We start from the raw sequence: 20,586 nt of genomic DNA, 5'->3' as shown, positions 1-20,586 counted from the left end.
TCAGGCCGCGACGGGATCGCCCGGCTCGGGCTGCGTCGCGTCGTTGGCCGCCTGCACCTGGTTGCGGCCGGCGCGCTTGGCGCGGTAGAGCGCCTCGTCGGCGCGCATCAGGAGGCGCGACGGCTCCTCGCTCGGCCCTTTCCATTCCGCCACGCCGAAACTCGCCGACAGGGCGAGCGGCTCGCCTTCGCGCGGCATCTGCTGCCCCGCCAGGCGCGAGCGCAGCGCCTCGGCCACCTGCGCCGCCTGCGCGAGCCCCACGCCGGGCAGCAGCACGATGAACTCCTCGCCGCCGAAGCGGCCCACGCGGTCGACCGAGCGCACGTGCGTCTGCAGCAGGGCCGCGGTGTGCTTCAGGGCCTGGTCGCCGGCGGCATGGCCGTGCTGGTCGTTGATGGACTTGAAGTGGTCGATGTCGACCATCACCACCGCGAAGGTGTCGCCGGCGCGGCGGCTGCGGTGCAGTTGCTCGTCGATGGCTTCCTGCATCGCACGGCGGTTCAGCAGGCCGGTCAGCCCGTCGTGCCGCGCGCGCCAGTGCAGCTGCTGGATCAGGCGCGCCACCACCAGCGCCATCAGCGTGGCGTGCAGCATCGTGATCATCGCCACCACCGCCATCGCGGTGCCGACGTTGAGCGAGCTGTGCGAGGCGATCTCGGTCGCCAGCGCCTCGGGCTTGAGCGCAGTGCGCAGCGCACGCCCGCCCGAGTTGAGCCCCGCCAGCAGCAGCGGCACCGTCATCAGGATGGGAAAGCGCACCTTCAGTGTGCCGCGCGCATAGCGGTAGAGGTCGACCGCGGTCCACAGGTAGAGCGTGGTCATCAGCGTGTAGTGCACCACCGCCTGCGCGCGGCGCCAGGCCGGGTCTTCGCCGACCCACGAGGCAAGCGCCGCCACCACCAGCATGGCCGCATGGGGCGCGAAGCGGCGCACCTGGCCGGTGAAGTGCCACACGCCATGCTGCAGCAGCATGAGCCCGACCATGCCGAGCAGCACGCCCGCCATGGGCAAGGCCTGCAGGTGCGTGCCGAGGTAGAGGAAGGTGGCGGCGCTGCAGGCCGCGTAGCCGGCCCAGTGGGCCGCGGCCGCACGCGCTTCGCGGAACCAACAGGCACCGATGCCCCACACCACCGCCGCGACGGCCTGCACCATCGCGAGCATCAGGAACGCAATTTCCGAAGGCGACAAACTGGACATGCCGCGTCACTCCCACCGACCCATGTTTCTGGGTGGCGGTATATCACGCAGCGCGGCCGGCTTCTAGCGCTCGGCCAATAGCGCGCGGATCACGGCTTCGGTGCGCTCGTACTCACCTTCGCCGAAGTGCTTGTAGCGGATGCGCCCCTTGGCATCGACGAGGTAGGTGGCCGGCCAGTACTGGTTGGCATAGGCCTTCCAGGTGGCGAAGCGGTTGTCCTGCGCGACCGGGTGGCGGATGCCCATGCGCTTCATCGCGGCGATCACGTTGTCGGCCGAGCGCTCGAAGGGGAACTCGGGCGTGTGCACGCCCACGAGCGTGAGCCCCTGTGGCGTGTAGGTCTCGGCCCAGCGGTTGACGTGCGGCATGGTGCGCTGGCAGTTGATGCAGGCGAAGGTCCAGAAGTCGATCATCACCACACGGCCGCGCAGGCCGGCCATGGTGAGCGCGCTGGAGTTGAGCCAGCGCTCGATGCCGGCAAATTCGGGCGCAGCGCCGAAGTCGGGGAGCTGCGCGGCCGAGACGGCGGCACGCGCAGGCAGCGTGGCGCCTGCCACGGCGCCGGCCATCGCGTGCAACACGTGGCGGCGGGAGAGTCGGAGGTTCATGTCATCTTCCTTTCGTTCGATTGATCAAAGCCCGGTGGCGAGGCTTGGGTAGAGATCGGCGAGCCACACCGTCAGTGCGCCATCCAGGTGGAACAGCAGCGCGAGCGCCACGACCATCACCACCACGCCGAAGCCCTGCTGCAGCCGCTGCAGGCCACCGGCCATGCGGCGCACCCAGCCGCTCGCCACCTGGCCGCCGTAGGCGATCAGCAGCATCGGCAGCGCAGCGCCGAGCGAATAGGTGACGAGCAGCAGCGCCGCACGGCCCGAGGCCGGCTCGGTGGCGATGAGGGTGAGGATGGACGCGAGCACCGGGCCGGCGCAGGGCGTCCACACCACGCCGAGGCTCGCGCCGAGCAGCAGGCCGCCGAGCGCGCTGTCGCGCACGCGCTCCGACGGCTGCCAGCCGGCGACCCCACTCAGCGCACCGCTCGCCTGGAGGCTGATGCGGTGATACAGCGACGGCCACACCATCAGCAGGCCGAAGCCGAGCAGCAGCACCGCCGCCACGTTGCGCAAGGTGTCGTGCGACAGGCCCAGCACGCGGGTGAAGCTCGAGAACAGCAGCACCACCGCCGCAAACGCGAGCGCGAAGCCAAGCGCGATGAAGAGCGGCCGCGTGCGCTGCTGCGAGCCGAGCGACGCGCCCAGCACGACCGGCAGCATGGGCAGCACGCAGGGCGCCGCGATCGTCAGCACGCCAGCCGAGAAGGCGAGCAGCGGCGAGCTCACCGCGCAGCCCCCGAGGCGGCCTCGGCCGGGGCGGCGGCTTCCGGCGCGGGCCGGCGCCACACCTGCGTCTTGCCGAAGAGCGGCAGGCCCACATAGCCGCGCACCAACAGCTGGGCCGGCTCGGCGGGCGTGAGCTTCACGCGGTAGTGCTTGGCGCTCTCGCGGTTGTAGATCGTGCCCTTGTAGGCGCCCTCACCCGCTGGCTGCAGACCCGTCAGCAGCGTCATGCCCAGCGCGGGTCGTGTGTCGGCCGGCTGCATCTCCTGGCCGGCGGCGCTCATCGAGCGGTTGGCCAGCACGCGCACCACCTTGCCGCACAGCGGGCCGGCCGGCGGCTCGGCACAGGGTGCGATCTCGATCTCCAGGTTGCCGCTCTCGGTGATCCAGCGGCCGAGCGGCGCAGCGGGTTGCGCCAGCGCGGGGCCGGCCAGGGTCAAGAGGAGGAGGGGATGGAGCTTCATGGGCGGGCCTCGTAGGTCGTGAGGGAGGAAGCCGCATTACAGGAAGCGCGCTTGTCGGCGGTGTGTTCGGAGGGCGGCTTTTTGTCGCGTCAGGTGTCGGCCGCGGGGCCAGACAAACTGGGATACAAACCAGCGCGCCCGCCCCCCGCGCCACCTGCCCACAATCCACGCCATGACAGAAGCTGCCGCCGACCACGTGCTCATCGTCGACGACGACGCCGACATCCGCGAGCTCACCGCCGAGTACATGCGCCGCCAGGGCCTGCAGGCGAGCGTGGCCGCCGATGCCCGCGAGATGCGCGCCGTGCTCGCCTCAAGCCGCATCGACCTCGTGGTGCTCGACCTGATGCTGCCGGGCACCGACGGCATCACGCTGTGCCGCGAGCTGCGCGCGCCCGGCCAGCCGCACCTGCCGATCGTGATGCTCACCGCGCGCAGCGACGAGGCCGACCGCATCCTCGGCCTGGAACTCGGCGCCGACGACTACCTCACCAAGCCTTTCGCGGCGCGCGAGTTGCTCGCCCGCATCCGCTCGGTGCTGCGCCGCACCCGCATGCTGCCGCCCAACCTGGCCGCGCAGGAGCCGGCGCGCGTGCTCGCATTCGGCGACTGGCGGCTCGACACCACCGCGCGCCACCTGCTGGATGCGAGCGGCGCCATCGTCGCCCTCTCGGGCGCGGAGTACCGGCTGCTGCGCGTGCTGCTGTCGCACCCGCAACGCGTTCTCACACGCGACCAGTTGCTCAACCTCACCCAAGGCCGCGAGGCCGAGGTGTTCGACCGCTCGATCGACCTGCTCGTCAGCCGCCTGCGCCAGCGCCTGGGCGACGGCGTGCGCGAGCCGCGCTACATCAAGACGGTGCGCAACGAGGGCTATGTGTTCAGTGAAGCGGTGACGCCGGCATGAGGCGGTGGTCGCTGCACGCGCGCATCCTGGCCGTGCTGCTCACGGGGCTGCTGCTCGCGCACGGGCTCACCTTCGCCTGGGTGCTGCTCGAGCGCAGCATGGTGATGCGCGGAATGATGGTGAGCTACCTGGCGAGCGACATCGCGAGCTCGGTCGCGGTGCTGGAGCGGCTGCCGGCCGATGAGCGCGGGCAGTGGCTGCAGCGCCTGTCGCGGCGCAACTACCGGCTGACCTTCGAGGCCTCGGCATCGGCCGCAGCGCCGGCGTCGTCGGCCCTCGCGCAGTCGGTGGCACGCGAACTCTCGCAGGCGCTTGGGCCCAGCCGGCCGCTCACCGTCGTCGAAGGCAACACCCCCGGCGCCGCGCTGCGCGTGCTGCTGCCGCTCGCCGGCGGCCCGCCGCTCGTGATCGAGCTCGACGAGCCGCGCCTGCGCATCTCGCCCTGGGCCTGGGCCGCGCTCGCGCTGCAGCTCGCGCTGCTCGCCGGCCTGAGCGTGTGGGCCGTGCGCACCGCCACCCGGCCGCTGCAGAAGCTCGCCGACGCGGCCGACCAGTTGCAGCCCGAGCAGCCCGCCACGCCGCTCGCCGAAGACGGCCCGAGCGAAGTGGCGCGCGCCGCCGCGGCCTTCAACCGCATGCAGCAGCGCATCGAGGCGCACCTGCAGGAGCGCATGCACATCCTCGCGGCCGTCTCGCACGACCTGCAGACGCCCATCACCCGCATGCGCCTGCGCGCCGACCTGCAGGCCGACGCCGCGCTGCGCAACAAGCTGCACGCCGACCTGGCCGAGATGCAATCGATGGTGGAAGAAGGCATTGCCTACGCGCGCTCGGCCCAGGCCGCGCACGAAGCACCGCAGCGCACCGACCTGCAGGCGCTGGTGCAGAGCATCGTGCTCGACTACGCCGATGCAGGCCGGCCCGTCGCGTTGCTTGCGGCGGCGCCACTGCACGCCCCCACCCGCCCGCAGGCGCTGCGCCGGCTGCTGTGCAATCTCATCGACAACGCGCTCAAGTTCGCCGGCAGCGCCGAGGTGCAGCTCACCGCACAGGCCGACGGCTGGACGCTCCAGGTGCTCGACCGCGGCCCCGGCATCCCCGCCGACCAGCTCGAGCGCGTGATGCAACCCTTCGTGCGCCTCGAGGATTCACGCCACCGCAGCACCGGCGGCACCGGCCTCGGCCTCGCCATCGCACACCAGCTCGCCCAGGGGCTCGGTGGGCGACTCGTGCTCGGCCCACGCGACGGCGGCGGGCTCGACGCACGCTTCGACAGCCGCGCCTGACGGGAGCGCGCGGGAGCAATCGGCGTTCCACGCTGCGCGCATGCCTTTTCCATTCCGTGTGGAGAGCCATGCGCCTATAAACAGCCCACGACCCACTACACGCATGGAGACCTGCATGCCCACCCCTTCCACCTCGTCGTCCTCCAAGCTGCGGCAGGTCACCGCTCCGCAGAGCGCGTCGTCCCCTGTCGTGCGCGCGATCGACGTGGGCTTCGGGCTCGTCAAGCTCACGGTGAACGACGACGATGGCGTCAACATCGTCCACTTTCCTTCGATGGCGATCCCGGCCGATGCGAGCGCGGTTCGCACGCTCGGCACGCGCCGCCGCGACACCTACGACGTGCCGGTCAACGGCGCGCTCTTCGAAGTGGGCCGCGACGTCGGCCTTGCGCAGGCCGGCGGCAGCTTCGGCCGCGACGTGACCGACGAGTTCTACCGCGGCACCATCTACGAGGCCCTCACCAAGGGCGCGCTGCGCTACATGGCCGAGGCCGGCGACACGCGCATCGACCTGCTGGTGCTCGGCCTGCCGGTCAACCAGTACAACGACGCCACGCGGCGCGACTACCTGCGCCAGCACTACGAAGGCGAGATCGACGTCGGCGACGGCCGGACGGTCACCGTGCGCAAGGTCATCGTGCAGGCGCAGCCCATGGGCGGCTATGCCGCCATCGGCGAAGAGCTCGAGGAGCTCAACACGGTGATCCGGCAGACCGGCGGCGCGCTCGAGCCGCTGGAGAGTGCCGACGACCTGGACGATCTCTCGGTGCTGATGGTCGACCCCGGCGAGCACACGCTCGACTGGCTGCTGATCCAGCAGGGCTCGATCAACCCGCGTGCGAGCGGCGCCGCCTCCGACGCCGGCCGCCACCGCGTGGTGCGCGCGGTGCAGGAGTCGCTCGCCGCCGAGGTGGGCCGCCCGCTCGGGCCCGCGGTGATGCCGCGCATCAACGAAGCGCTGCGCGCCGGCAAGCCGGTCAAGCTCTCGGGCACCGCGCACGACCTCGGCCGCTTCGAGCCGGTGGTGATGAGCGTGGTCGAGGATTCGATCAACCGCATGGTCGACGGCCTGCGCGATGCGCACGAGATCGTCGACCTGATCGTGCTGGTCGGGGGCCACCCGGAGCGCTACCGCGACGTGCTGCAGAAGCGCTTCCCAGCGATCCCGGTGTTCGTGATGCCGGAGTCGATGGCGGCCAACGTGCGGGGCTTCCAGATGATCGGCGAGGCGCTTGCCGAGAGCTGAGCGCCACCCCATGCGCCTGGAATTCGAGATCGACAGCGAGGTCTACCCCGAGCTCTACGCCGCCCTCTCTGCATTGAAGAGCACCCGCGCCCGCGCCGAGCGCCTGCGGCAGCTGGCCGCGGCCGGGCTCGTGTGGGAGAAGGTGCGCATCCACGGCGCGAGCGCCATGGCCCCGGCCCCGGTGGAGACACGGGCGGACCTCGTCACGCGGCAAGACGTCGTGCCGCCGCCACCGCCGGACACCGAGCCGCTGCCCGCACTCGCGCGGCGCGCCAAGCGTGCCCGCGCCGTGCCCGAGAAGCGCGTCGAGGCCGACTTCGTCGACCTTGCGATCAACGCCGAACCGGTGCCCGTGCCGCCCACGCGGCCCGAGCGCCGCAGCGGGCGCCCGAGCCGGCACGACCTGGAGCAGGTGATGCGCGAACTGCCGGTGTTGATGGATGTGGTGGCCGATGTGGACGTTGTGGCCGACGTCACGCCGCTGCGCGAGACCGCAGACGACGTGCACGACGAGCCCGCGCCATGGGCCGCGATGAACGCATACCCGGACGACACCCCTGCCGCACCGCACCACGACACCGACGACGATGAGGGCGACCTGCCCGAGGCCACGCTGCACGTGACCGCGCTGTCGCACAAGCCCGCCACCCGCTCGCGCCTGATGCGCATGAAGGAGCGCGGCCTGTTCAAGAACGGTTGAACCCCGCTTGTGGGCCTAGGCTGACGTGGACGGGTCCGCATCGCCTGCAAGGCAATCAGACCAGGGGGGATGGTCGATCGTCGGCCCGATTCCTAAGCTGGAGGCTCGTTCATCACTGAAGGAGTTGTCCATGTTGAACACCAACAAGACTACCGGCAAGACCTCTCATCCCGCGGCCACCGGCACGGGCGCCGTCGTCGGCGGCGTGGCGGGTGGCGTGGCGGGCGGTGCCGCCGCGGGCGCAGCCGTCGGCGGCATGACCGGCCCGGTCGGCGCGGCCGTCGGCGCCGTCGCCGGTGCCGTGGTCGGTGCCCTGTCTGGCAAGGCCGTGGCACGTGCGGTTGACCCCGCGGCAGAAGACACGTTCTGGCGCGACAACTACGCCGACCGTCCCTACGTCGACCGCGATGCGGCGTACGACGAGTACCAGCCGGCCTACGGCTACGGCGTCGACGCGTACAGCCGATACCCCGGCCGCACCTTCGACGAGGTGGAGCCCGAGCTCGGCCGCGGCTGGAGCGCACGCCGCGGCAAGTCGTCCCTGGAGTGGGACAACGCCAAGCACGCCTCGCGCGATGCGTGGCACCGTTTGAGCAACACGGTGGAAAACGTGATCCCGGGCGATTCCGATCGCGACGGCCACTGATCCTTCGTGCTGTTCATCCAGAAGGGGCGCTGCGGCGCCCCTTCTTCTTTGTCCGGCCATCCGGACTAGCCCCGGGAATTCCGGCAGGCGCGCTCGCTTGTTCACTGCGCGACAGCGGCCATCGACATTTGTGGTCATCATGGGTTGGCACTCCCTCCAACCGTTCTGCCAGAGGCAACACCCATGACTTCTTCGAACCGACAGGCCGTCATCGTTTCCTATGCCCGCACCGGTCTTGCCAAGGCCGCACGCGGCGGCTTCAACATCACGCCGAGCATGACGATGCTGGGCCATGCGATCCAGCACGCGGTCGACCGCTCGAAGGTCGACCCGAAGGAAGTGGAAGACGTGATCGCCGGCCAGGTGGCCGCCTCGGGCAACGTGGCGCGCGCCGCAGGCCTGCTCGCCGGCCTGCCGGTCACGACCAGCGGCATGACGCTCAACCGCGCCTGCTCGTCGGGCCTGAATGCGATTGCAGTGGCGGCCAACTACATCCTCCACGACGGCGCCAACATCATGGTGGCGGGCGGTGTCGATTCGATCAGCCACCAGGGCGGCGGTGGTGGCGGGCAGGACCCGACGCTCACCGACCTGCACCCCGCGATCTGGATGCCGATGATCGACACGGCCGACATCGTCGCGCAGCGTTACGGCATCAGCCGTGACTATCAAGACGAATACTCGCTGCGCTCGCAGCAGCTGATGGCCGCGGCACAGAAGGCCGGCAAGTTCAAGGACGAGATCATTTCGGTGAAGACCAAGATGAAGCTCGTCGACAAGGTGACCAAGGCCGAGACCATCGTCGACACCGTGGTCGACCGCGACGAGTGCAACCGCCCCGACACCACGCTCGAAGGCCTGGCCAAGCTCGAGCCGGTGCGTGGGCCGGGCAAATTCATCACCGCGGGCAACGCGAGCCAGCTCAGCGATGGCGCCGCCGCCGTGGTGCTGATGGAAGCGAAGGAAGCCGAGAAGCGGGGCCTGCAGCCGCTGGGGGCTTTCAAGGGCTGGGCCGTCGCCGGCTGCGAGCCCGACGAGATGGGCATCGGCCCGGTCTTCGCCATCCCGCGCCTGCTGGAGCGCCACGGTCTGAAGATCGACGACATCGACCTGTGGGAGCTGAACGAAGCCTTCGCGAGCCAGTGCCTCTACAGCCGCGACAAGCTCGGCATCAACCCCGACATCTACAACGTCAACGGCGGCTCCATCGCCATCGGCCACCCCTTCGGCATGACGGGCGCGCGCCTCACCGGCCACGCGCTGATGGAAGGCAAGCGCCGTGGCGCGAAGCACGTGGTCGTGTCGATGTGCATCGGCGGCGGCATGGGCGGCGCGGGCCTCTTCGAAGTGTTCTGACCCATTCCACCAACAGGACGGAGACAAACACATGACGATCACCAACAACGGCGCAATCAGCGACACCAGCGGCGCCGGCACCTTCACGGTCGAAGGCGACATCGGCATCCTCACCATCGACTACCCGCCAGTCAATGCGCTCTCGAAGGCGACGCGCCAAGGCATCGTGTCGGGCATGCAGGCCGCGGCCGCCAACCCCGACGTGAAGGCCGTGGTGCTGATCTGCGCCGGCCGCACCTTTCTCGCCGGCGCCGACATCACCGAGTTCGGCAAGCCACCGAAAGCCCCGAGCCTGCGCGAGGCGCAGGACCTGATCGAGAACTCGCCCAAGCCGGTGATTGCCGCCATTCACGGCACCGCGCTCGGCGGTGGGCTCGAAGTGGCGATGTGCTGCCACTACCGCGTGGGGGTGCCCAGCGCCAAGTGCGGCCTGCCCGAGGTGCTGATCGGCGTGCTGCCGGGCGCCGGTGGCACGCAGCGCCTGCCGCGCATCGTGGGCGTGGAGAAAGGCCTCGACATGATCGTCAACGGCACGCACGTGCCGGCGAAGGAATGCTTGGAGATGGGCCTGCTCGACGCGCTGGTGCCCGAAGGCGAGCTGCGGTCGAGCGCCATCGCGTTCGCGAAGAAGGTGCTGGCCGAGAAGCGCCCGCTGCGCAAGGTGCGCGACAACGACGACAAGCTTGCTGCCGCGCGCGGCAAGCCCGAGATCTTCGCGGCCGTGCGCAAGGCCAACGCGAAGAAGTTCCGTGGCCTGCCGGCGCCCGAGGCCTGCATCCAGTGCGTGGAAGCGGCGGTCAACGGTTCCTTCGAAGACGGCCTCGCCACCGAGCGGCGCCTCTTCCAGCAGCTCGTCACCGGCACCGAGTCGATCGCGCAACGCTACGCCTTCTTCGCGCAGCGCGAGGCCGCCAAGATTCCCGGCATCCCGGCTGACACGCCGCTCGTCGACGTGAAGAAGGTCGGCATCATCGGCGCCGGCACCATGGGCGGCGGCATCGCGATGAACTTCGCCAACGTCGGCGTTCCGGTCACCGTCGTCGAGACGGCCCAGGCCGCGCTGGACCGGGGCCTCGGCGTCATCCGCAAGAACTACGACAACTCGGCGAAGAAAGGCCGCTTCACGCAGGAGGAAGTCGAGAAGCGCATGGCCCTCATCACCGGCACGCTCGAGATGGAACAGCTCGCCGACTGCGACCTGGTGATCGAAGCCGTGTTCGAGAACATGGCGGTGAAGAAAGAGATCTTCGGCAAGCTCGACCGCATCGTGAAGCGCGGTGCCGTGCTCGCCACCAACACCTCGGCGCTCGACGTCAACGAGATCGCCTCGGCCGCCACCTCACGGCCCGAGGCGGTGGTCGGCATGCATTTCTTCTCGCCGGCCAACGTGATGAAACTGCTGGAAGTGGTGCGCGGCGAGAAGACCTCCGACACCGCGCTTGCCACCGCCATGCACGTCGGCAAGAAGATCGGCAAGGTGGCCGCCATCTCCGGCGTGTGCCCCGGCTTCATCGGCAACCGCATCCTCGCCGCGCGCTCGCAGCAGGCGCTGGCGATGCTGATGGAAGGCGCGATGCCCTGGGACATCGACCAGGTGCTCTACGACTTCGGCATGCCGATGGGCCCGTATGCGATGAGCGACCTGGCCGGCCTGGACCTCGGCTGGAGCAAGGACAAGAGCAGGAGCGCCACCATCCGCGAAGTGCTGTGCGAGATGGACCGCCGTGGCCAGAAGACCAGCGCCGGCTACTACGACTACGACGAACACCGCAACGCCAGGCCGAGCGAGGTCACGAAGAAGGTGATCCTCGACTTCATGGCCAAGGAAGGCCGCACGCCGCGCGAGATCGGCAAGGACGAGATCCTCGAGCGCTGCACCTACGCCATGGTCAACGAGGGCGCCAAGATCCTGGAAGAAGGCATCGCGCTCAGGGCTTCCGACATCGACGTGGTGTGGCTCAACGGCTATGGTTGGCCGGTGTACCGCGGTGGCCCGATGTTCTACGGCGACACCGTGGGGCTCGACAAGGTGGCGGCGAAACTGAAGGAATATGGCCCGCGCATGGGCGCCAACTTCAAGCTCTCGCCGCTGCTCGAGAAGATGGCCGCCGAAGGCCAGAAATTCGTGCGCACCTGAGACCACAAGGAGACAACGCAATGGACCTGAGCTACTCCCCCGAAGAGCTGGCCTTCCGCGACGAAGTGCGAACCTGGCTCGACACGAACCTGCCTGCCGACATCCGCGACAAGGTGCGCGAGCACCGCGAGCTCAGCAAGGACGACGTCATGCGTTGGCACCGCATCCTCGCGAAGAAGGGCTGGTCGGTGCCGCACTGGCCCGAGGAATGGGGCGGCACCGGCTGGAACATCACCCAGCGCTACCTCTATCAAGAGCAGTTCGGCCTCTCGGGCGCACCGGGACTGCCGGCCTTCGGCCCCAACATGTGCGCCTCGGTGCTGATGCGCTTTGGCACGCCGGGGCAGAAAGACTTCTTCCTGCCGCGCATCCGCGATGGCGTCGACTTCTGGGTGCAGGGCTATTCCGAGCCCGGCGCCGGCTCCGACCTCGCTGCGGTGAAGACGCGCGCCGAGCGCAAAGGCGACCACTACGTCGTCAACGGCCAGAAGATCTGGACCACGCTCGGCCACTGGGGCGACTGGATCTTCTGCCTGGTGCGCACCGACCCCACCGCCGAGAAGCGGCAGGAGGGCATCAGCTTCCTGCTGATCGACATGAAGACACCCGGCATCACCGTGCGCCCGCTGATCCTGATGGACGGCGGCCACGAGGTGAACGAAGTCTTCTTCGACGACGTGAAGGTGCCGGTGGAGAACCTGGTGTTCGAAGAGAACAAGGGCTGGACGGTCGCGAAATACCTGCTCGGCCACGAGCGCATGGGCTCGGGCAACGTGGGCGGCAGCAAGCGCATGCTGGTCGAGCTGAAGGAAATCGCCGCGCGCGAGCTGAAGAACGGCAAGCCCCTCCTCGACGACCTGCGCTTCCGCGACAAGCTCAGCCGCATCGAGATCGACCTGCAGGCGCTCGAGCTCACCTCGATGCGCTTCCTCGACAAGATGCGCCGCAGCGGCCAGCCACCCGGGGCCGACGTGTCGATGCTGAAGATCCGCGGCACCGAGATCGCGCAGGCCATCACCCTGCTCACCTCCGAAGCCCTGGGCCCGAACGCACAGCCCTTCCGGTCGACCGACGGCGAGGAGCTCGACCCGGTCGCGACCAGCGTCACGCCGCGCTACTTCAACTACCGCAAGGTCAGCATCTACGCCGGCTCGAACGAAGTGCAACGCAACATCATCGCCAAGGCCACGCTCGGCCTGTGAGGAGACAAGAACATGAACTTCGAACTCACCGACGAACAACAGCAGCTGGCCGACTCGCTGCGCAAGTACCTCGGCAACGCCTACGACTTCGAGAAGCGCAAGGCCATCCTCAACTCACCGAGCGGCGTGGGCGACACGGTGTGGGCCACCTTCGCCGAGCTCGGCCTCACCGCGATGACGCTGCCCGAGGCCGACGGCGGCTTCGGCGGTGGCGCGGTCGACCTGATGGCCGTGATGCAGGCCTGCGGCGAAGCGCTGGTGGTCGAGCCCCTGCTCGACAACATCGGCCTTGCCGGCCGCCTGCTCGCCAAGGCCGGCAACGAGGCACAACGCGGCGCCTGGCTGCCGGGTCTCGCCGATGGCTCGGTGCAGCTGGCCTTCGCCGGCACCGAGCGCGGCCACCGCTACGAGCTGGTGCCGCAGACGACCACGGCCACGGGCAACGCCGACGGCTGGCTGCTCAACGGCGAAAAGATCGTGGTGATCGGGGCCCCGACCGCCACGCGGCTGATCGTCTCGGCCCACAACGGCAACGGCGCGAGCCTCTTCCTCGTCGACCCGAAGGCCGCGGGCGTCACGCTCAAGGCCTACCGCACGGTCGATGGGATCCGCGCCGCCGACGTCAGCTTCAGCCACGTGAAGCTCGGCCCCGATGCGCTGCTCGGCACCGCCGGTGAGGCGCTGCCGCTGATTGAAGAAGCGGTCGACTTCGCCACCGCCCTGCTCTGCGCCGAGGCCGTGGGCGCGATGCAGTTCGCCTGCGATGCCACGCTCGAGTACCTGAAGACGCGCAAGCAGTTCGGCGTGGCGATTGGCTCGTTCCAGGCGCTGCAGCACCGCATGGTCGACATGGTGGTCGCGACCGAAGAGGCGCGCTCGATGGCCATCCTCGCCGCCGCCAAGGCCGACGACGCGAGCCTCACGCCGACCGAGCGCGCACGTGCCATCTCGGCCGCGAAGGTGAAGATCGCCGAGGCCGCGAAGCTCGTGCGCGAGGAGTCGGTGCAGTTGCACGGCGGCATGGGCATGACCGAGGAGCTCAAGGTGTCGCACACCTTCCGCCGGCTCACCATGGCCTCGCAGCGCTTCGGCGATGTGGACCATCACCTGGAGCGTTACGCGGCTTTGGCGTGAAGGCGTACCATCGGGCGGCACTCCACGAGCAAGACAGAGTGACACGCGACCAGGCCCCGAGCCTGTGACGACACCACCGCGGCCCTGCCGCGGTTTTTTATTTCTGGAGATTGCTCGATGAGAAACATGCAAGAGGCCACCGAGAGGATCTGCGAGCTCAAGGGCAACCTGGTCGCGCTCGAAGCGCTGGTGACGGCCATGATGAAGGTGATGCCCGCCGACGCGCAGGAAGAACTGAAGGGCGTGTTCGAGCAGCACGCCGAGGTGGCGCGCACCGTGCTGCTGCACGTGCCGATCTCCGAACACTCGATCAGCGCCTTCGAGGCCGACGTGGGCCGCACCGGCCGCCTCATCGAACGCGCCGAGACCGCACCCGCCGGTGGCTGCGACCCGGTGCTGCTCACCGTCGCGCGCGTGCTCACGTTCAACGGCACTTCAGCGCTCACGGCCGCCACCGGCTTCTTTTTCGAGACCGACGAGCGGCTGTACCTGGTGTCGAGCCGGCATGTGTTCATCGACGCGCCGAGCGGCCACCACCCCGATCGCATCGAGATCGAGCTGCACACCGATGCGGGCAACCTGACGCAGATGCAAAGGTTGTCGATCCCGCTCTACCGCAATGGCCTGGCCACCTGGCGCGAGACGCACGACTCCGCCGGCGTGGTCGACGTGGCCGTGATCGAAATCGACCCGCGCGTCATTCCGCCCGATTGCGCGCTGCAGGCATGGACACCCGCGCACATCGAGGACAAGCCGTCGAACGTGCCGGTGGGCTCGTCGCTCGTGGTGGTCGGGTTCCCGCTCGGCTTTCACGACACGCTGCACCACCTGCCGGTGATCCGCCAGGGGCAGGTGGCGTCATCGTTCGGGCTGCGCTTCCAGGGCCAGGGCTACTTCCTGACGGACGCGCGAACGCACAGGGGCACCAGCGGCGCGCCTGTGTTGAGTCACCAGCACGGAGGCTGGAAGCTTCTGGGGATTCACGCCGCGCGGCTCGACATGTCGGCGCGCGACCAGGGCGAAGACGAATCGCTCGGCCTGAACTCGGCCTGGTACGCCGACGTGCTGGCCCGGCTCACGGCGCACTGAGGCGCCGCGCTCCGCTCCGGCTAGCCGCTAGGTCATGCCGGCGGTCAACTGCTTGCACATGTTGTCGCCCACCTCCGTCAGACGGAGGCTGCCGCCATTCCACTCCAGCCAATTGAGGGCGACATAGGCATCGATGTCGCCTTCGGGCACCTCGGCCGCCCGGCACCTGCGCAGCAGGTCCACGGTGGCGAGCAAGGTGTCCCGCAGGGCTTCACGTCGTGAGGCGCTCAGCAGCGCGTGAGGAGCAACCATGGTGTGTGTCTCCTTGCGGCGGGCGTGTGCGGTGGGGTCAGATGCCGCGGATGCGCGACGCTTGCGGGCCCTTCTGGCCTTGGGTCACTTCGAACTGCACACGCTGGTTTTCGGTCAGCGTCTTGAAGCCGTCGCCCTGGATTTCCTTGAAGTGGGCGAAGAGGTCCTTGCCGCCGCTGTCGGGAGCGATGAAGCCAAAGCCCTTGCCTTCGTTGAACCATTTCACGGTTCCGGTTTCGATCGTCATGTTGAGTTTCCTTGTGGTGGGGAGAGAAATGCTCCAGCTGTGGCTGGTGCGTGCAAGCAGCGTCCGGAAGTGGGCGCTGAATTCTTGTGTCGTCATTCAGTGAGGGTCAGCGGCGCCCGAAGCGCGGCGCACCGGCGCCAGACCGCGCGGGCCCGGGGGTGCTGCGGCGTTCGAGGTGCCGGAAAGTGATGCGCCCCTTGCTCAGGTCGTAGGGCGAGAGTTCGAGCGACACGCTGTCGCCCGCGAGGATGCGGATGTGATGCTTGCGCATCTTGCCGCCGGTGTAGGCGATGAGCTGGTGCCCATTTTCGAGGGTCACGCGGAACCGCGAGTCCGGGAGGATCTCGTTGACGGTGCCGTTCATTTCAATCAGTTCTTCCTTGGCCATGAATGCTCTTGTGCAAGGGGTTGCAGGAGGTCGCACCACGGGCTTCATGCGCCGCAGTGCTGACGGAGGGAGAGGAAGGCGTGCTGCAGCGGCAGCGGCCGGGGTGTGGAGGGGAACGTGCCAGAGGCCCGTCAGCGGCGGATGAACTCGATCCCGCGGGTGGCTGGCAGGGGTAGATGCTGCGCGCCAGGAGCTGCCAGGGTGCCGGGATTGCGGGAAAGTCCGCGCAACGAGGTCTGGCCAGGAGGAGATCACTCGGATCTCAGCGCAGCGCAGAAGCTCTTGGGAGGAGCGTCACGATCGCCGCGGCGAGCCCGCAGTGTAGTCGCATGCGCAAAGACCTTTGCTTTTGAACGGCATGTACCCAAGCGCAGATGCAGTCGCTCCCAACTCTTGCTGTTCATGGCACGCACTTGCGGCAATCCACAAACCGCGAGCGATCGACGAGCGCCGAGGGCGCCTCGGCACGCGCATGGCCGGGTTCCAAGACCTACGATGCCTTCGTGAAGGACCTGAGATATTTCGACCCGCACCGGCACGCGACCTGGCTGGAGCTCTTCTTCGACCTGATCTTCGTCGTGGCCTTGCGCGACGTCGGCGAGATCCTGGCGGAAGCGCACGACGGCCACATCGCGCCACAGCAGTTCCTGCAGTTCGTGCTGGTGTTCCTGCCGGTGTGGTGGATCTGGGCAGGCCACACGATCTACGCCAATCGCTTCGACACCGACAGCCGCCAGCACAGGCTGTCGACGCTGCTCATGATGTTCCTGCTGGTCGTCATCTCGGCGCAGGTCTCGCACGCCACCCAGGACGCCGGCACGTACACGCTGGCCGTGGCCTGCTACTGCGGCGCGCGGCTGATCATCGCCGCGATGTACTTCGTCTCCAAGCGCAAGCACCACGACCGGGGCGGCATCGCGACGACGGTGGGCACCGTCTTCGCCATCGGCGCCGCGGTGAGCCTGTCCTCGGTCCTGCTGCCGCCTCCCTGGAGCTATGGGGTCTTCTACGCCGGGATCCTGTTCGACATGGCGGCCCTGGTGGTGCTCAACCGGCGCCTGCATGTGGTGCCCGCGCACACGTCGCACCTGGTCGAGCGGGTCGGCCTGCTGACCATCATCATGCTGGGCGAATCGGTGATCAGCATCTCCGCGGCCCTGGCGGACATCACCTGGAACCGCTCCAACGTCATGGCCGCCATCAGCGGATTCGTCATGGTGTCGGCGATCTGGTGGATCTACTACGACAGCTTCCACCTGCTGGAGCGTCGCAAGTTGACGACCGGACACTCGATCCTCTACTCGCACTTCTTCCTGTTCATCGGGCTGGCGATCCAGGCCTCGCTGATCCGGCACGCGATCCTGGGCGGGCTCGACCCGCATGATTTCCGCCTGCTCGCCGCCGTCGGCACCGTGCTGTTCTTCCTGGGCAAGCAGTACGGCTACTACAAGGAGGTGCCGGAACTGCGGCCCTACCTGCTGACCAACACGGCGGCGGTGTTCGCCCTGACGGCACTCGTGCTGATGTTGCCGCTGGGGCTCGAAGGCATGCTGGTGGGCATGACGGCGACGATGATCTGCTATGTGCTGCTCAACCTGCGCTACCGCCATCTGGTGCGCTCCGCCCACCTGGCCGCCTGAGCCTCGACCCTCGAGCCGCGCGGCCGTGCTCATCGCACCGCCACCCTGCGCCACGGACCGCAAGCGGATGGAAGTTCAGCGCGCGAGGGGCGCCTATGCTGGAACGAACAAGGAGCCGCCATGGACGCCTATCGCTCGATCCTGGTCCACATGGACGCGTCGCCGCGCTGCGCCATGCGGCTCGCGCTGGCGCGACAACTCGCGCGCGAACACGATGCCGCCGCGCTGCTGGCCCTGCTTGCGCTCGAGCCGGTTTCCTTCCCCGAGCCCGTGCCCGTGGACCTGGGAATGCCCGTCTTCCGCGATGAAGTCGATCCCGAACACCGCCGCCGCGCCCGCGAGACCTTCGACGCCGCGCTGGCGACAGGCGATCCCACCATGACCTGGGTCGAAGCGCCGCCGATGCCGCCCGCGTGGGGAATGTCGCAGGCTTCGCACTACGTCGACCTCGTGGTGCTCGGCCAGCGCGATCCCGAGGACCCGCTGACCGCCGACGTGCCACGCGACTTCGTCGAGTCGGTCGTGATGGCCAGCGGCAAGCCGGCGCTCGTCATTCCGTATGCAGGCCGCTTCGACAGCATCGGCCGCAACGTGCTGATTGCCTGGCGACCGACTCGCGAATGCGCGCGTGCCGTGGAGGCGGCCCTGCCGCTGCTGCAGCGTGCCGCCCGGGTGCACGTGGTGTGCTGGGGCGAGGACAGCTTCGGCCCCGCGGAGACCACCTTCGGCATCGTGCGCGCGCTGCGCTGGCACGGTGTCGAGTGCACGGCCCACCGCTACCCCAAGGAGCCCGAAAAGCTCGGGGAGGTGCTGCTCTCCACCGCCGCCGCGCAGGACAGCGAGTTGCTGGTGATGGGGGCCTATGGGCACCACCGCCTGCGCGAGCTGCTGCTCGGCGGCACGACACGCACCCTCTTGCGCTCGATGACGCTGCCGGTGCTCATGGCCCACTGAAGCAGGCCCTGGTCTCAGGACGCGGTCGCTGCGACCAGCAAGATCGCGGTGCGCAGGGAAGCGTGGTCGTGCCCGCCCCGGTAGCGCACGCCGTTGATGAAGAAGGTCGGCGTTCCCTGCACGCCGCTTCGCAGCCCGCCGTTCATGTCGCCGACGACCTTGGGCAGGAGCGCGTGGCCGGAGAGGTCGCTGGCGAAGCGCTTCGGGTCCAGGTGCAGGGCGATGGCGTACTTCAGCAGGTCGGTGGGCGCCAGTGCGTCCTGGTGCTCGTAGAGCATGTCGTGCATGTTCCAGAACCGGCCCTGGGCCCCTGCCGCTTCCGCCGCCTCGGCCGCGAGTTCCGCGTGCGGGTGCACGTTGACCAGCGGGAAATGGCGGAAGACGACGGCCAGCGTGTCCGGCATCTCCTTCTCCAGCTTCTTCAGGACCGGGTAGGCCGCACCGCAGTAAGGGCACTCGAAATCGCCGTATTCGATCGGCACCACCGGAGCGTCCGGTGAACCGCGCCGATGGTCGCGCTCGTGGAGGGGAACGGTCAGTGTGTTCATGGACCGACATTAGCCGCGCACCGCCATCGCTTCTTGCGGCTTCCTGCGGTTCCTGACGCAGGCCGGCTGACTCACGCGAGCTGCAGCACGACCTGCCTCCCACGTGGTGAGCGACGACGGCATCGACGCGACACCATGCTGCTCTGCTGTCGCTGCATTCCTGCGGCGGCATGACAGGAATCTGCGGCCAATGCGCGCGCCCGTGCTCGGGGACGGCCTGCGCAGTTCACCATGGCAACTTCAAGCCGGCTGGCGCTCCGCCGATGCCCGCAACAAGGAGATCACCATGTCCGCCACCCTCGAGTTGCCCGCCGCGACAAACCCTGCTTCCGAGTCCCGGCCCACGGAGCAACGGCTGCTGTTCCAGCCCATCAAAGTCGGGCGCTTCGAGTTGCCGCACCGCATCGTGATGGCGCCCCTCACGCGCTCGCGCGCGCGCCAACCGGGCAACGTGCCGTCGGCGTTGAACGCCTGCTACTACCAGCAGCGCGCCTCGGCCGCGCTGATCGTTTCCGAGGCGACGCAGATCTCGATGCAAGGCCAGGGCTACGCCTGGACCCCCGGCATCCACAGCCGTGAGCAGGTGGAGGGTTGGCGCCTGGTCACCGACGCCGTGCACGAAGCCGGCGGCCGCATCGTGCTGCAGATGTGGCACGTGGGCCGGATCTCCCATCCGGCGCTGCAACCCGATGGCATGCCGCCGGTCGCGCCCTCGCCCATCCGGCCCGAGAGCATGGCCTTCATCGAGAACGAGAAGGGCGAAGGCGAGCTGGCGCCCTTCGTGACGCCACGCGCGCTGCAGCCCGAGGAAATGCCTTACCTCGTGGCCCAGTACGAGCGCGCGGCGCGCCATGCGATCAAGGCAGGGTTCGACGGCGTGGAGGTCCACGGCGCCAACGGCTACCTGCTCGACCAGTTCCTGTGCACCGGCACCAACCGCCGGACCGACGCGTACGGGGGGCCGGTGGAGAACCGCGTGCGGCTCCTGCTGGAAGTCGTCGACGCCGTCACGAAGGTCTGGGACGCCGAAGCGGTGGGCGTGCGCCTGTCGCCGATGGGCGCGGCCAACGACATCCGGGACGACGATCCCCTCACCACCTTCACCCATGCCACGCGAGAGCTCAACGCGCGCAAGCTGGCCTACCTGCACGTTGTCAACCCGGCGATGGGCGCACTGGAAAACAAGACGACTCCCGACGCGGCGGCGATGCAGATGCTGCAGCGCATTCGCGAGGCCTGGCACGGCCCGCTCATGCTCGCAGGCGGCTTCGATGCCGACACGGCCGAACAATGGCTGAGGGAGGGCCGCGCCGACCTCGTCGCCATCGGCCGCAAGTTCATCGCCAACCCGGACCTGCCGGAACGGCTGCGCACGCACGCGCCACTGAATGCAGACGACGCGGCCACCTACTACGGCGGCGGCGAGAAGGGTTACACCGACTACCCGAGCCTGGCCCAGGAGCGCGGCCAGGCGCCCAAGGCTTGCGTGGACGAGAGCTGGCGTTAGCCTGAAGCGAGCGCCAGCGTGAAGCGCCACCCCGGCGGAACGTCGTTTGCCGGAGGCTGGCCATACAAGGAGCCATCACATGCTCAAGTGGGCCATCATCTTCTTCATCATCTCGCTCGTCGCCGGCTACTTCGGCTTCACCGGCGTCGCCTCGGGCTCGCGCAAGATCGCCAAGGTGCTGTTCGCGATTGCGCTGGTCATCTTCCTGATCGTGCTGATCTTTGGCGTGATGCTGGGAACGCTGGTCTTCTGAGCTGATCGTCGGCGCTCTGCCAACTTGTGCGCGCTTCGTCGCGCCAGGGGGCTTCGTGTTGCACCGCGATGGCCGATAGTGGGAGTGACGCCGCC

At 68.7% G+C, this 20,586-nt stretch carries 22 protein-coding genes; 14 read left to right on the top strand and 8 right to left on the bottom strand.

What is annotated here, in order from left to right:
• From JI745_RS20215 to JI745_RS20200, 4 genes are all read right to left on the bottom strand, one after another.
• A complete protein-coding gene (locus tag JI745_RS20215; RefSeq protein WP_201811160.1) occupies positions 1 to 1,197 on the bottom strand; it encodes a GGDEF domain-containing protein in 1,197 nt (398 codons plus the stop codon).
• A 63-nt stretch (positions 1,198 to 1,260) separates the two neighbouring features.
• Positions 1,261 to 1,806 carry a thioredoxin family protein gene (locus JI745_RS20210; protein ID WP_404932825.1) on the bottom strand — a complete coding sequence of 182 codons (546 nt, stop codon included), beginning with the start codon at positions 1,804 to 1,806 and terminating at the stop codon, positions 1,261 to 1,263.
• Between the two features lie 24 nt (positions 1,807 to 1,830).
• The gene (locus tag JI745_RS20205; protein ID WP_201811158.1) at positions 1,831 to 2,538 is read right to left on the bottom strand and encodes a cytochrome c biogenesis protein CcdA; all 708 of its coding nucleotides are present in this window, start codon (positions 2,536 to 2,538) and stop codon (positions 1,831 to 1,833) included.
• Positions 2,535 to 2,999 carry a DUF2147 domain-containing protein gene (locus JI745_RS20200; RefSeq protein WP_201811156.1) on the bottom strand — a complete coding sequence of 155 codons (465 nt, stop codon included), beginning with the start codon at positions 2,997 to 2,999 and terminating at the stop codon, positions 2,535 to 2,537. Before JI745_RS20200 ends, JI745_RS20205 begins: the two co-directional genes overlap by 4 nt.
• 172 nt (positions 3,000 to 3,171) lie before the next feature.
• Between JI745_RS20200 and JI745_RS20195 the strand changes: the two genes are divergently transcribed.
• The 10 genes from JI745_RS20195 to JI745_RS20150 all read left to right on the top strand — a co-directional run bounded on the left by JI745_RS20195 (position 3,172) and on the right by JI745_RS20150 (position 14,702).
• Positions 3,172 to 3,906: a response regulator gene (locus JI745_RS20195; protein ID WP_201811154.1), complete on the top strand. Its 735-nt coding sequence runs from the start codon at positions 3,172 to 3,174 to the stop codon at positions 3,904 to 3,906.
• Positions 3,903 to 5,192 (top strand): ATP-binding protein, encoded by a 1,290-nt coding sequence (locus JI745_RS20190; RefSeq protein ID WP_201811152.1) that lies wholly within the window; start codon positions 3,903 to 3,905, stop codon positions 5,190 to 5,192. Before JI745_RS20195 ends, JI745_RS20190 begins: the two co-directional genes overlap by 4 nt.
• Before the next feature lie 115 nt (positions 5,193 to 5,307).
• Positions 5,308 to 6,438 (top strand): hypothetical protein, encoded by a 1,131-nt coding sequence (locus tag JI745_RS20185; RefSeq protein ID WP_201811149.1) that lies wholly within the window; start codon positions 5,308 to 5,310, stop codon positions 6,436 to 6,438.
• A gap of 10 nt (positions 6,439 to 6,448) precedes the next feature.
• A complete protein-coding gene (locus JI745_RS20180; RefSeq protein WP_201811146.1) occupies positions 6,449 to 7,138 on the top strand; it encodes a hypothetical protein in 690 nt (229 codons plus the stop codon).
• 130 nt (positions 7,139 to 7,268) lie between these two features.
• The gene (locus JI745_RS20175) at positions 7,269 to 7,784 is read left to right on the top strand and encodes a hypothetical protein (RefSeq protein WP_201811144.1); all 516 of its coding nucleotides are present in this window, start codon (positions 7,269 to 7,271) and stop codon (positions 7,782 to 7,784) included.
• 183 nt (positions 7,785 to 7,967) lie between these two features.
• The gene (locus JI745_RS20170; RefSeq protein ID WP_201811142.1) at positions 7,968 to 9,140 is read left to right on the top strand and encodes an acetyl-CoA C-acyltransferase; all 1,173 of its coding nucleotides are present in this window, start codon (positions 7,968 to 7,970) and stop codon (positions 9,138 to 9,140) included.
• A 31-nt stretch (positions 9,141 to 9,171) separates the two neighbouring features.
• On the top strand, positions 9,172 to 11,277 hold the full coding sequence (locus tag JI745_RS20165) for a 3-hydroxyacyl-CoA dehydrogenase NAD-binding domain-containing protein (protein WP_201811140.1): 2,106 nt from the start codon (positions 9,172 to 9,174) through the stop codon (positions 11,275 to 11,277).
• Between the two features lie 20 nt (positions 11,278 to 11,297).
• Complete coding sequence (locus JI745_RS20160; protein ID WP_201811138.1) at positions 11,298 to 12,479, top strand: acyl-CoA dehydrogenase family protein; 1,182 nt, start codon at positions 11,298 to 11,300, stop codon at positions 12,477 to 12,479.
• Between the two features lie 12 nt (positions 12,480 to 12,491).
• Positions 12,492 to 13,613, top strand: a complete 1,122-nt coding sequence (locus JI745_RS20155; RefSeq protein WP_201811136.1) for an acyl-CoA dehydrogenase family protein — start codon at positions 12,492 to 12,494, stop codon at positions 13,611 to 13,613.
• 117 nt (positions 13,614 to 13,730) lie between these two features.
• On the top strand, positions 13,731 to 14,702 hold the full coding sequence (locus JI745_RS20150; RefSeq protein WP_201811134.1) for a serine protease: 972 nt from the start codon (positions 13,731 to 13,733) through the stop codon (positions 14,700 to 14,702).
• A 27-nt stretch (positions 14,703 to 14,729) separates the two neighbouring features.
• Here JI745_RS20150 and JI745_RS20145 read toward each other — a convergent pair whose 3' ends face one another.
• The 3 genes from JI745_RS20145 to infA all read right to left on the bottom strand — a co-directional run bounded on the left by JI745_RS20145 (position 14,730) and on the right by infA (position 15,589).
• A complete protein-coding gene (locus JI745_RS20145) occupies positions 14,730 to 14,954 on the bottom strand; it encodes a hypothetical protein (RefSeq protein ID WP_201811132.1) in 225 nt (74 codons plus the stop codon).
• 37 nt (positions 14,955 to 14,991) lie between these two features.
• On the bottom strand, positions 14,992 to 15,201 hold the full coding sequence (locus tag JI745_RS20140) for a cold-shock protein (RefSeq protein ID WP_236675064.1): 210 nt from the start codon (positions 15,199 to 15,201) through the stop codon (positions 14,992 to 14,994).
• A gap of 106 nt (positions 15,202 to 15,307) precedes the next feature.
• On the bottom strand, positions 15,308 to 15,589 hold the full coding sequence (infA, locus tag JI745_RS20135; RefSeq protein WP_201811130.1) for a translation initiation factor IF-1: 282 nt from the start codon (positions 15,587 to 15,589) through the stop codon (positions 15,308 to 15,310).
• Positions 15,590 to 16,092: 503 nt separating this feature from the next.
• Between infA and JI745_RS20130 the strand changes: the two genes are divergently transcribed.
• Positions 16,093 to 17,229 (top strand): low temperature requirement protein A, encoded by a 1,137-nt coding sequence (locus JI745_RS20130; protein ID WP_201811128.1) that lies wholly within the window; start codon positions 16,093 to 16,095, stop codon positions 17,227 to 17,229.
• Between the two features lie 120 nt (positions 17,230 to 17,349).
• Complete coding sequence (locus JI745_RS20125; protein ID WP_201811126.1) at positions 17,350 to 18,183, top strand: universal stress protein; 834 nt, start codon at positions 17,350 to 17,352, stop codon at positions 18,181 to 18,183.
• Positions 18,184 to 18,197: 14 nt separating this feature from the next.
• On the opposite strand, the gene JI745_RS20120 is transcribed toward JI745_RS20125, so the two are convergent.
• On the bottom strand, positions 18,198 to 18,731 hold the full coding sequence (locus tag JI745_RS20120) for a thioredoxin domain-containing protein (RefSeq protein ID WP_201811125.1): 534 nt from the start codon (positions 18,729 to 18,731) through the stop codon (positions 18,198 to 18,200).
• Positions 18,732 to 19,017: 286 nt separating this feature from the next.
• Between JI745_RS20120 and JI745_RS20115 the strand changes: the two genes are divergently transcribed.
• Together JI745_RS20115 and JI745_RS20110 are read left to right on the top strand one after the other, a co-directional pair.
• Positions 19,018 to 20,238, top strand: coding sequence for an alkene reductase (locus JI745_RS20115; protein ID WP_201811123.1), 1,221 nt, complete (start codon positions 19,018 to 19,020; stop codon positions 20,236 to 20,238).
• Between the two features lie 79 nt (positions 20,239 to 20,317).
• Positions 20,318 to 20,491, top strand: coding sequence for a DUF1328 domain-containing protein (locus tag JI745_RS20110; protein WP_201811121.1), 174 nt, complete (start codon positions 20,318 to 20,320; stop codon positions 20,489 to 20,491).
• The last annotated feature ends 95 nt before the right edge of the window (positions 20,492 to 20,586 follow it).

This window comes from Piscinibacter sp. HJYY11 (genome assembly GCF_016735515.1).
Classification (GTDB): Bacteria; Pseudomonadota; Gammaproteobacteria; order Burkholderiales; family Burkholderiaceae_C; genus Rhizobacter.
This window is presented reverse-complemented; position numbering and strand designations above follow the sequence as displayed.

What these genes read in the sequence shown, in the direction of transcription:
- JI745_RS20215 (WP_201811160.1), bottom strand. Translation starts at nt 1,197, where the DNA reads ATGTCCAGTTTGTCGCCTTCGGAAATTGCGTTCCTGATGCTCGCGATG.
- JI745_RS20210 (WP_404932825.1), bottom strand. Translation starts at nt 1,806, where the DNA reads ATGAACCTCCGACTCTCCCGCCGCCACGTGTTGCACGCGATGGCCGGC.
- JI745_RS20200 (WP_201811156.1), bottom strand. Translation starts at nt 2,999, where the DNA reads ATGAAGCTCCATCCCCTCCTCCTCTTGACCCTGGCCGGCCCCGCGCTG.
- JI745_RS20195 (WP_201811154.1), top strand. Translation starts at nt 3,172, where the DNA reads ATGACAGAAGCTGCCGCCGACCACGTGCTCATCGTCGACGACGACGCC.
- JI745_RS20190 (WP_201811152.1), top strand. Translation starts at nt 3,903, where the DNA reads ATGAGGCGGTGGTCGCTGCACGCGCGCATCCTGGCCGTGCTGCTCACG.
- JI745_RS20185 (WP_201811149.1), top strand. Translation starts at nt 5,308, where the DNA reads ATGCCCACCCCTTCCACCTCGTCGTCCTCCAAGCTGCGGCAGGTCACC.
- JI745_RS20180 (WP_201811146.1), top strand. Translation starts at nt 6,449, where the DNA reads ATGCGCCTGGAATTCGAGATCGACAGCGAGGTCTACCCCGAGCTCTAC.
- JI745_RS20175 (WP_201811144.1), top strand. Translation starts at nt 7,269, where the DNA reads ATGTTGAACACCAACAAGACTACCGGCAAGACCTCTCATCCCGCGGCC.
- JI745_RS20170 (WP_201811142.1), top strand. Translation starts at nt 7,968, where the DNA reads ATGACTTCTTCGAACCGACAGGCCGTCATCGTTTCCTATGCCCGCACC.
- JI745_RS20165 (WP_201811140.1), top strand. Translation starts at nt 9,172, where the DNA reads ATGACGATCACCAACAACGGCGCAATCAGCGACACCAGCGGCGCCGGC.
- JI745_RS20160 (WP_201811138.1), top strand. Translation starts at nt 11,298, where the DNA reads ATGGACCTGAGCTACTCCCCCGAAGAGCTGGCCTTCCGCGACGAAGTG.
- JI745_RS20155 (WP_201811136.1), top strand. Translation starts at nt 12,492, where the DNA reads ATGAACTTCGAACTCACCGACGAACAACAGCAGCTGGCCGACTCGCTG.
- JI745_RS20150 (WP_201811134.1), top strand. Translation starts at nt 13,731, where the DNA reads ATGAGAAACATGCAAGAGGCCACCGAGAGGATCTGCGAGCTCAAGGGC.
- JI745_RS20145 (WP_201811132.1), bottom strand. Translation starts at nt 14,954, where the DNA reads ATGGTTGCTCCTCACGCGCTGCTGAGCGCCTCACGACGTGAAGCCCTG.
- JI745_RS20140 (WP_236675064.1), bottom strand. Translation starts at nt 15,201, where the DNA reads ATGACGATCGAAACCGGAACCGTGAAATGGTTCAACGAAGGCAAGGGC.
- infA (WP_201811130.1), bottom strand. Translation starts at nt 15,589, where the DNA reads ATGGCCAAGGAAGAACTGATTGAAATGAACGGCACCGTCAACGAGATC.
- JI745_RS20125 (WP_201811126.1), top strand. Translation starts at nt 17,350, where the DNA reads ATGGACGCCTATCGCTCGATCCTGGTCCACATGGACGCGTCGCCGCGC.
- JI745_RS20120 (WP_201811125.1), bottom strand. Translation starts at nt 18,731, where the DNA reads ATGAACACACTGACCGTTCCCCTCCACGAGCGCGACCATCGGCGCGGT.
- JI745_RS20115 (WP_201811123.1), top strand. Translation starts at nt 19,018, where the DNA reads ATGTCCGCCACCCTCGAGTTGCCCGCCGCGACAAACCCTGCTTCCGAG.
- JI745_RS20110 (WP_201811121.1), top strand. Translation starts at nt 20,318, where the DNA reads ATGCTCAAGTGGGCCATCATCTTCTTCATCATCTCGCTCGTCGCCGGC.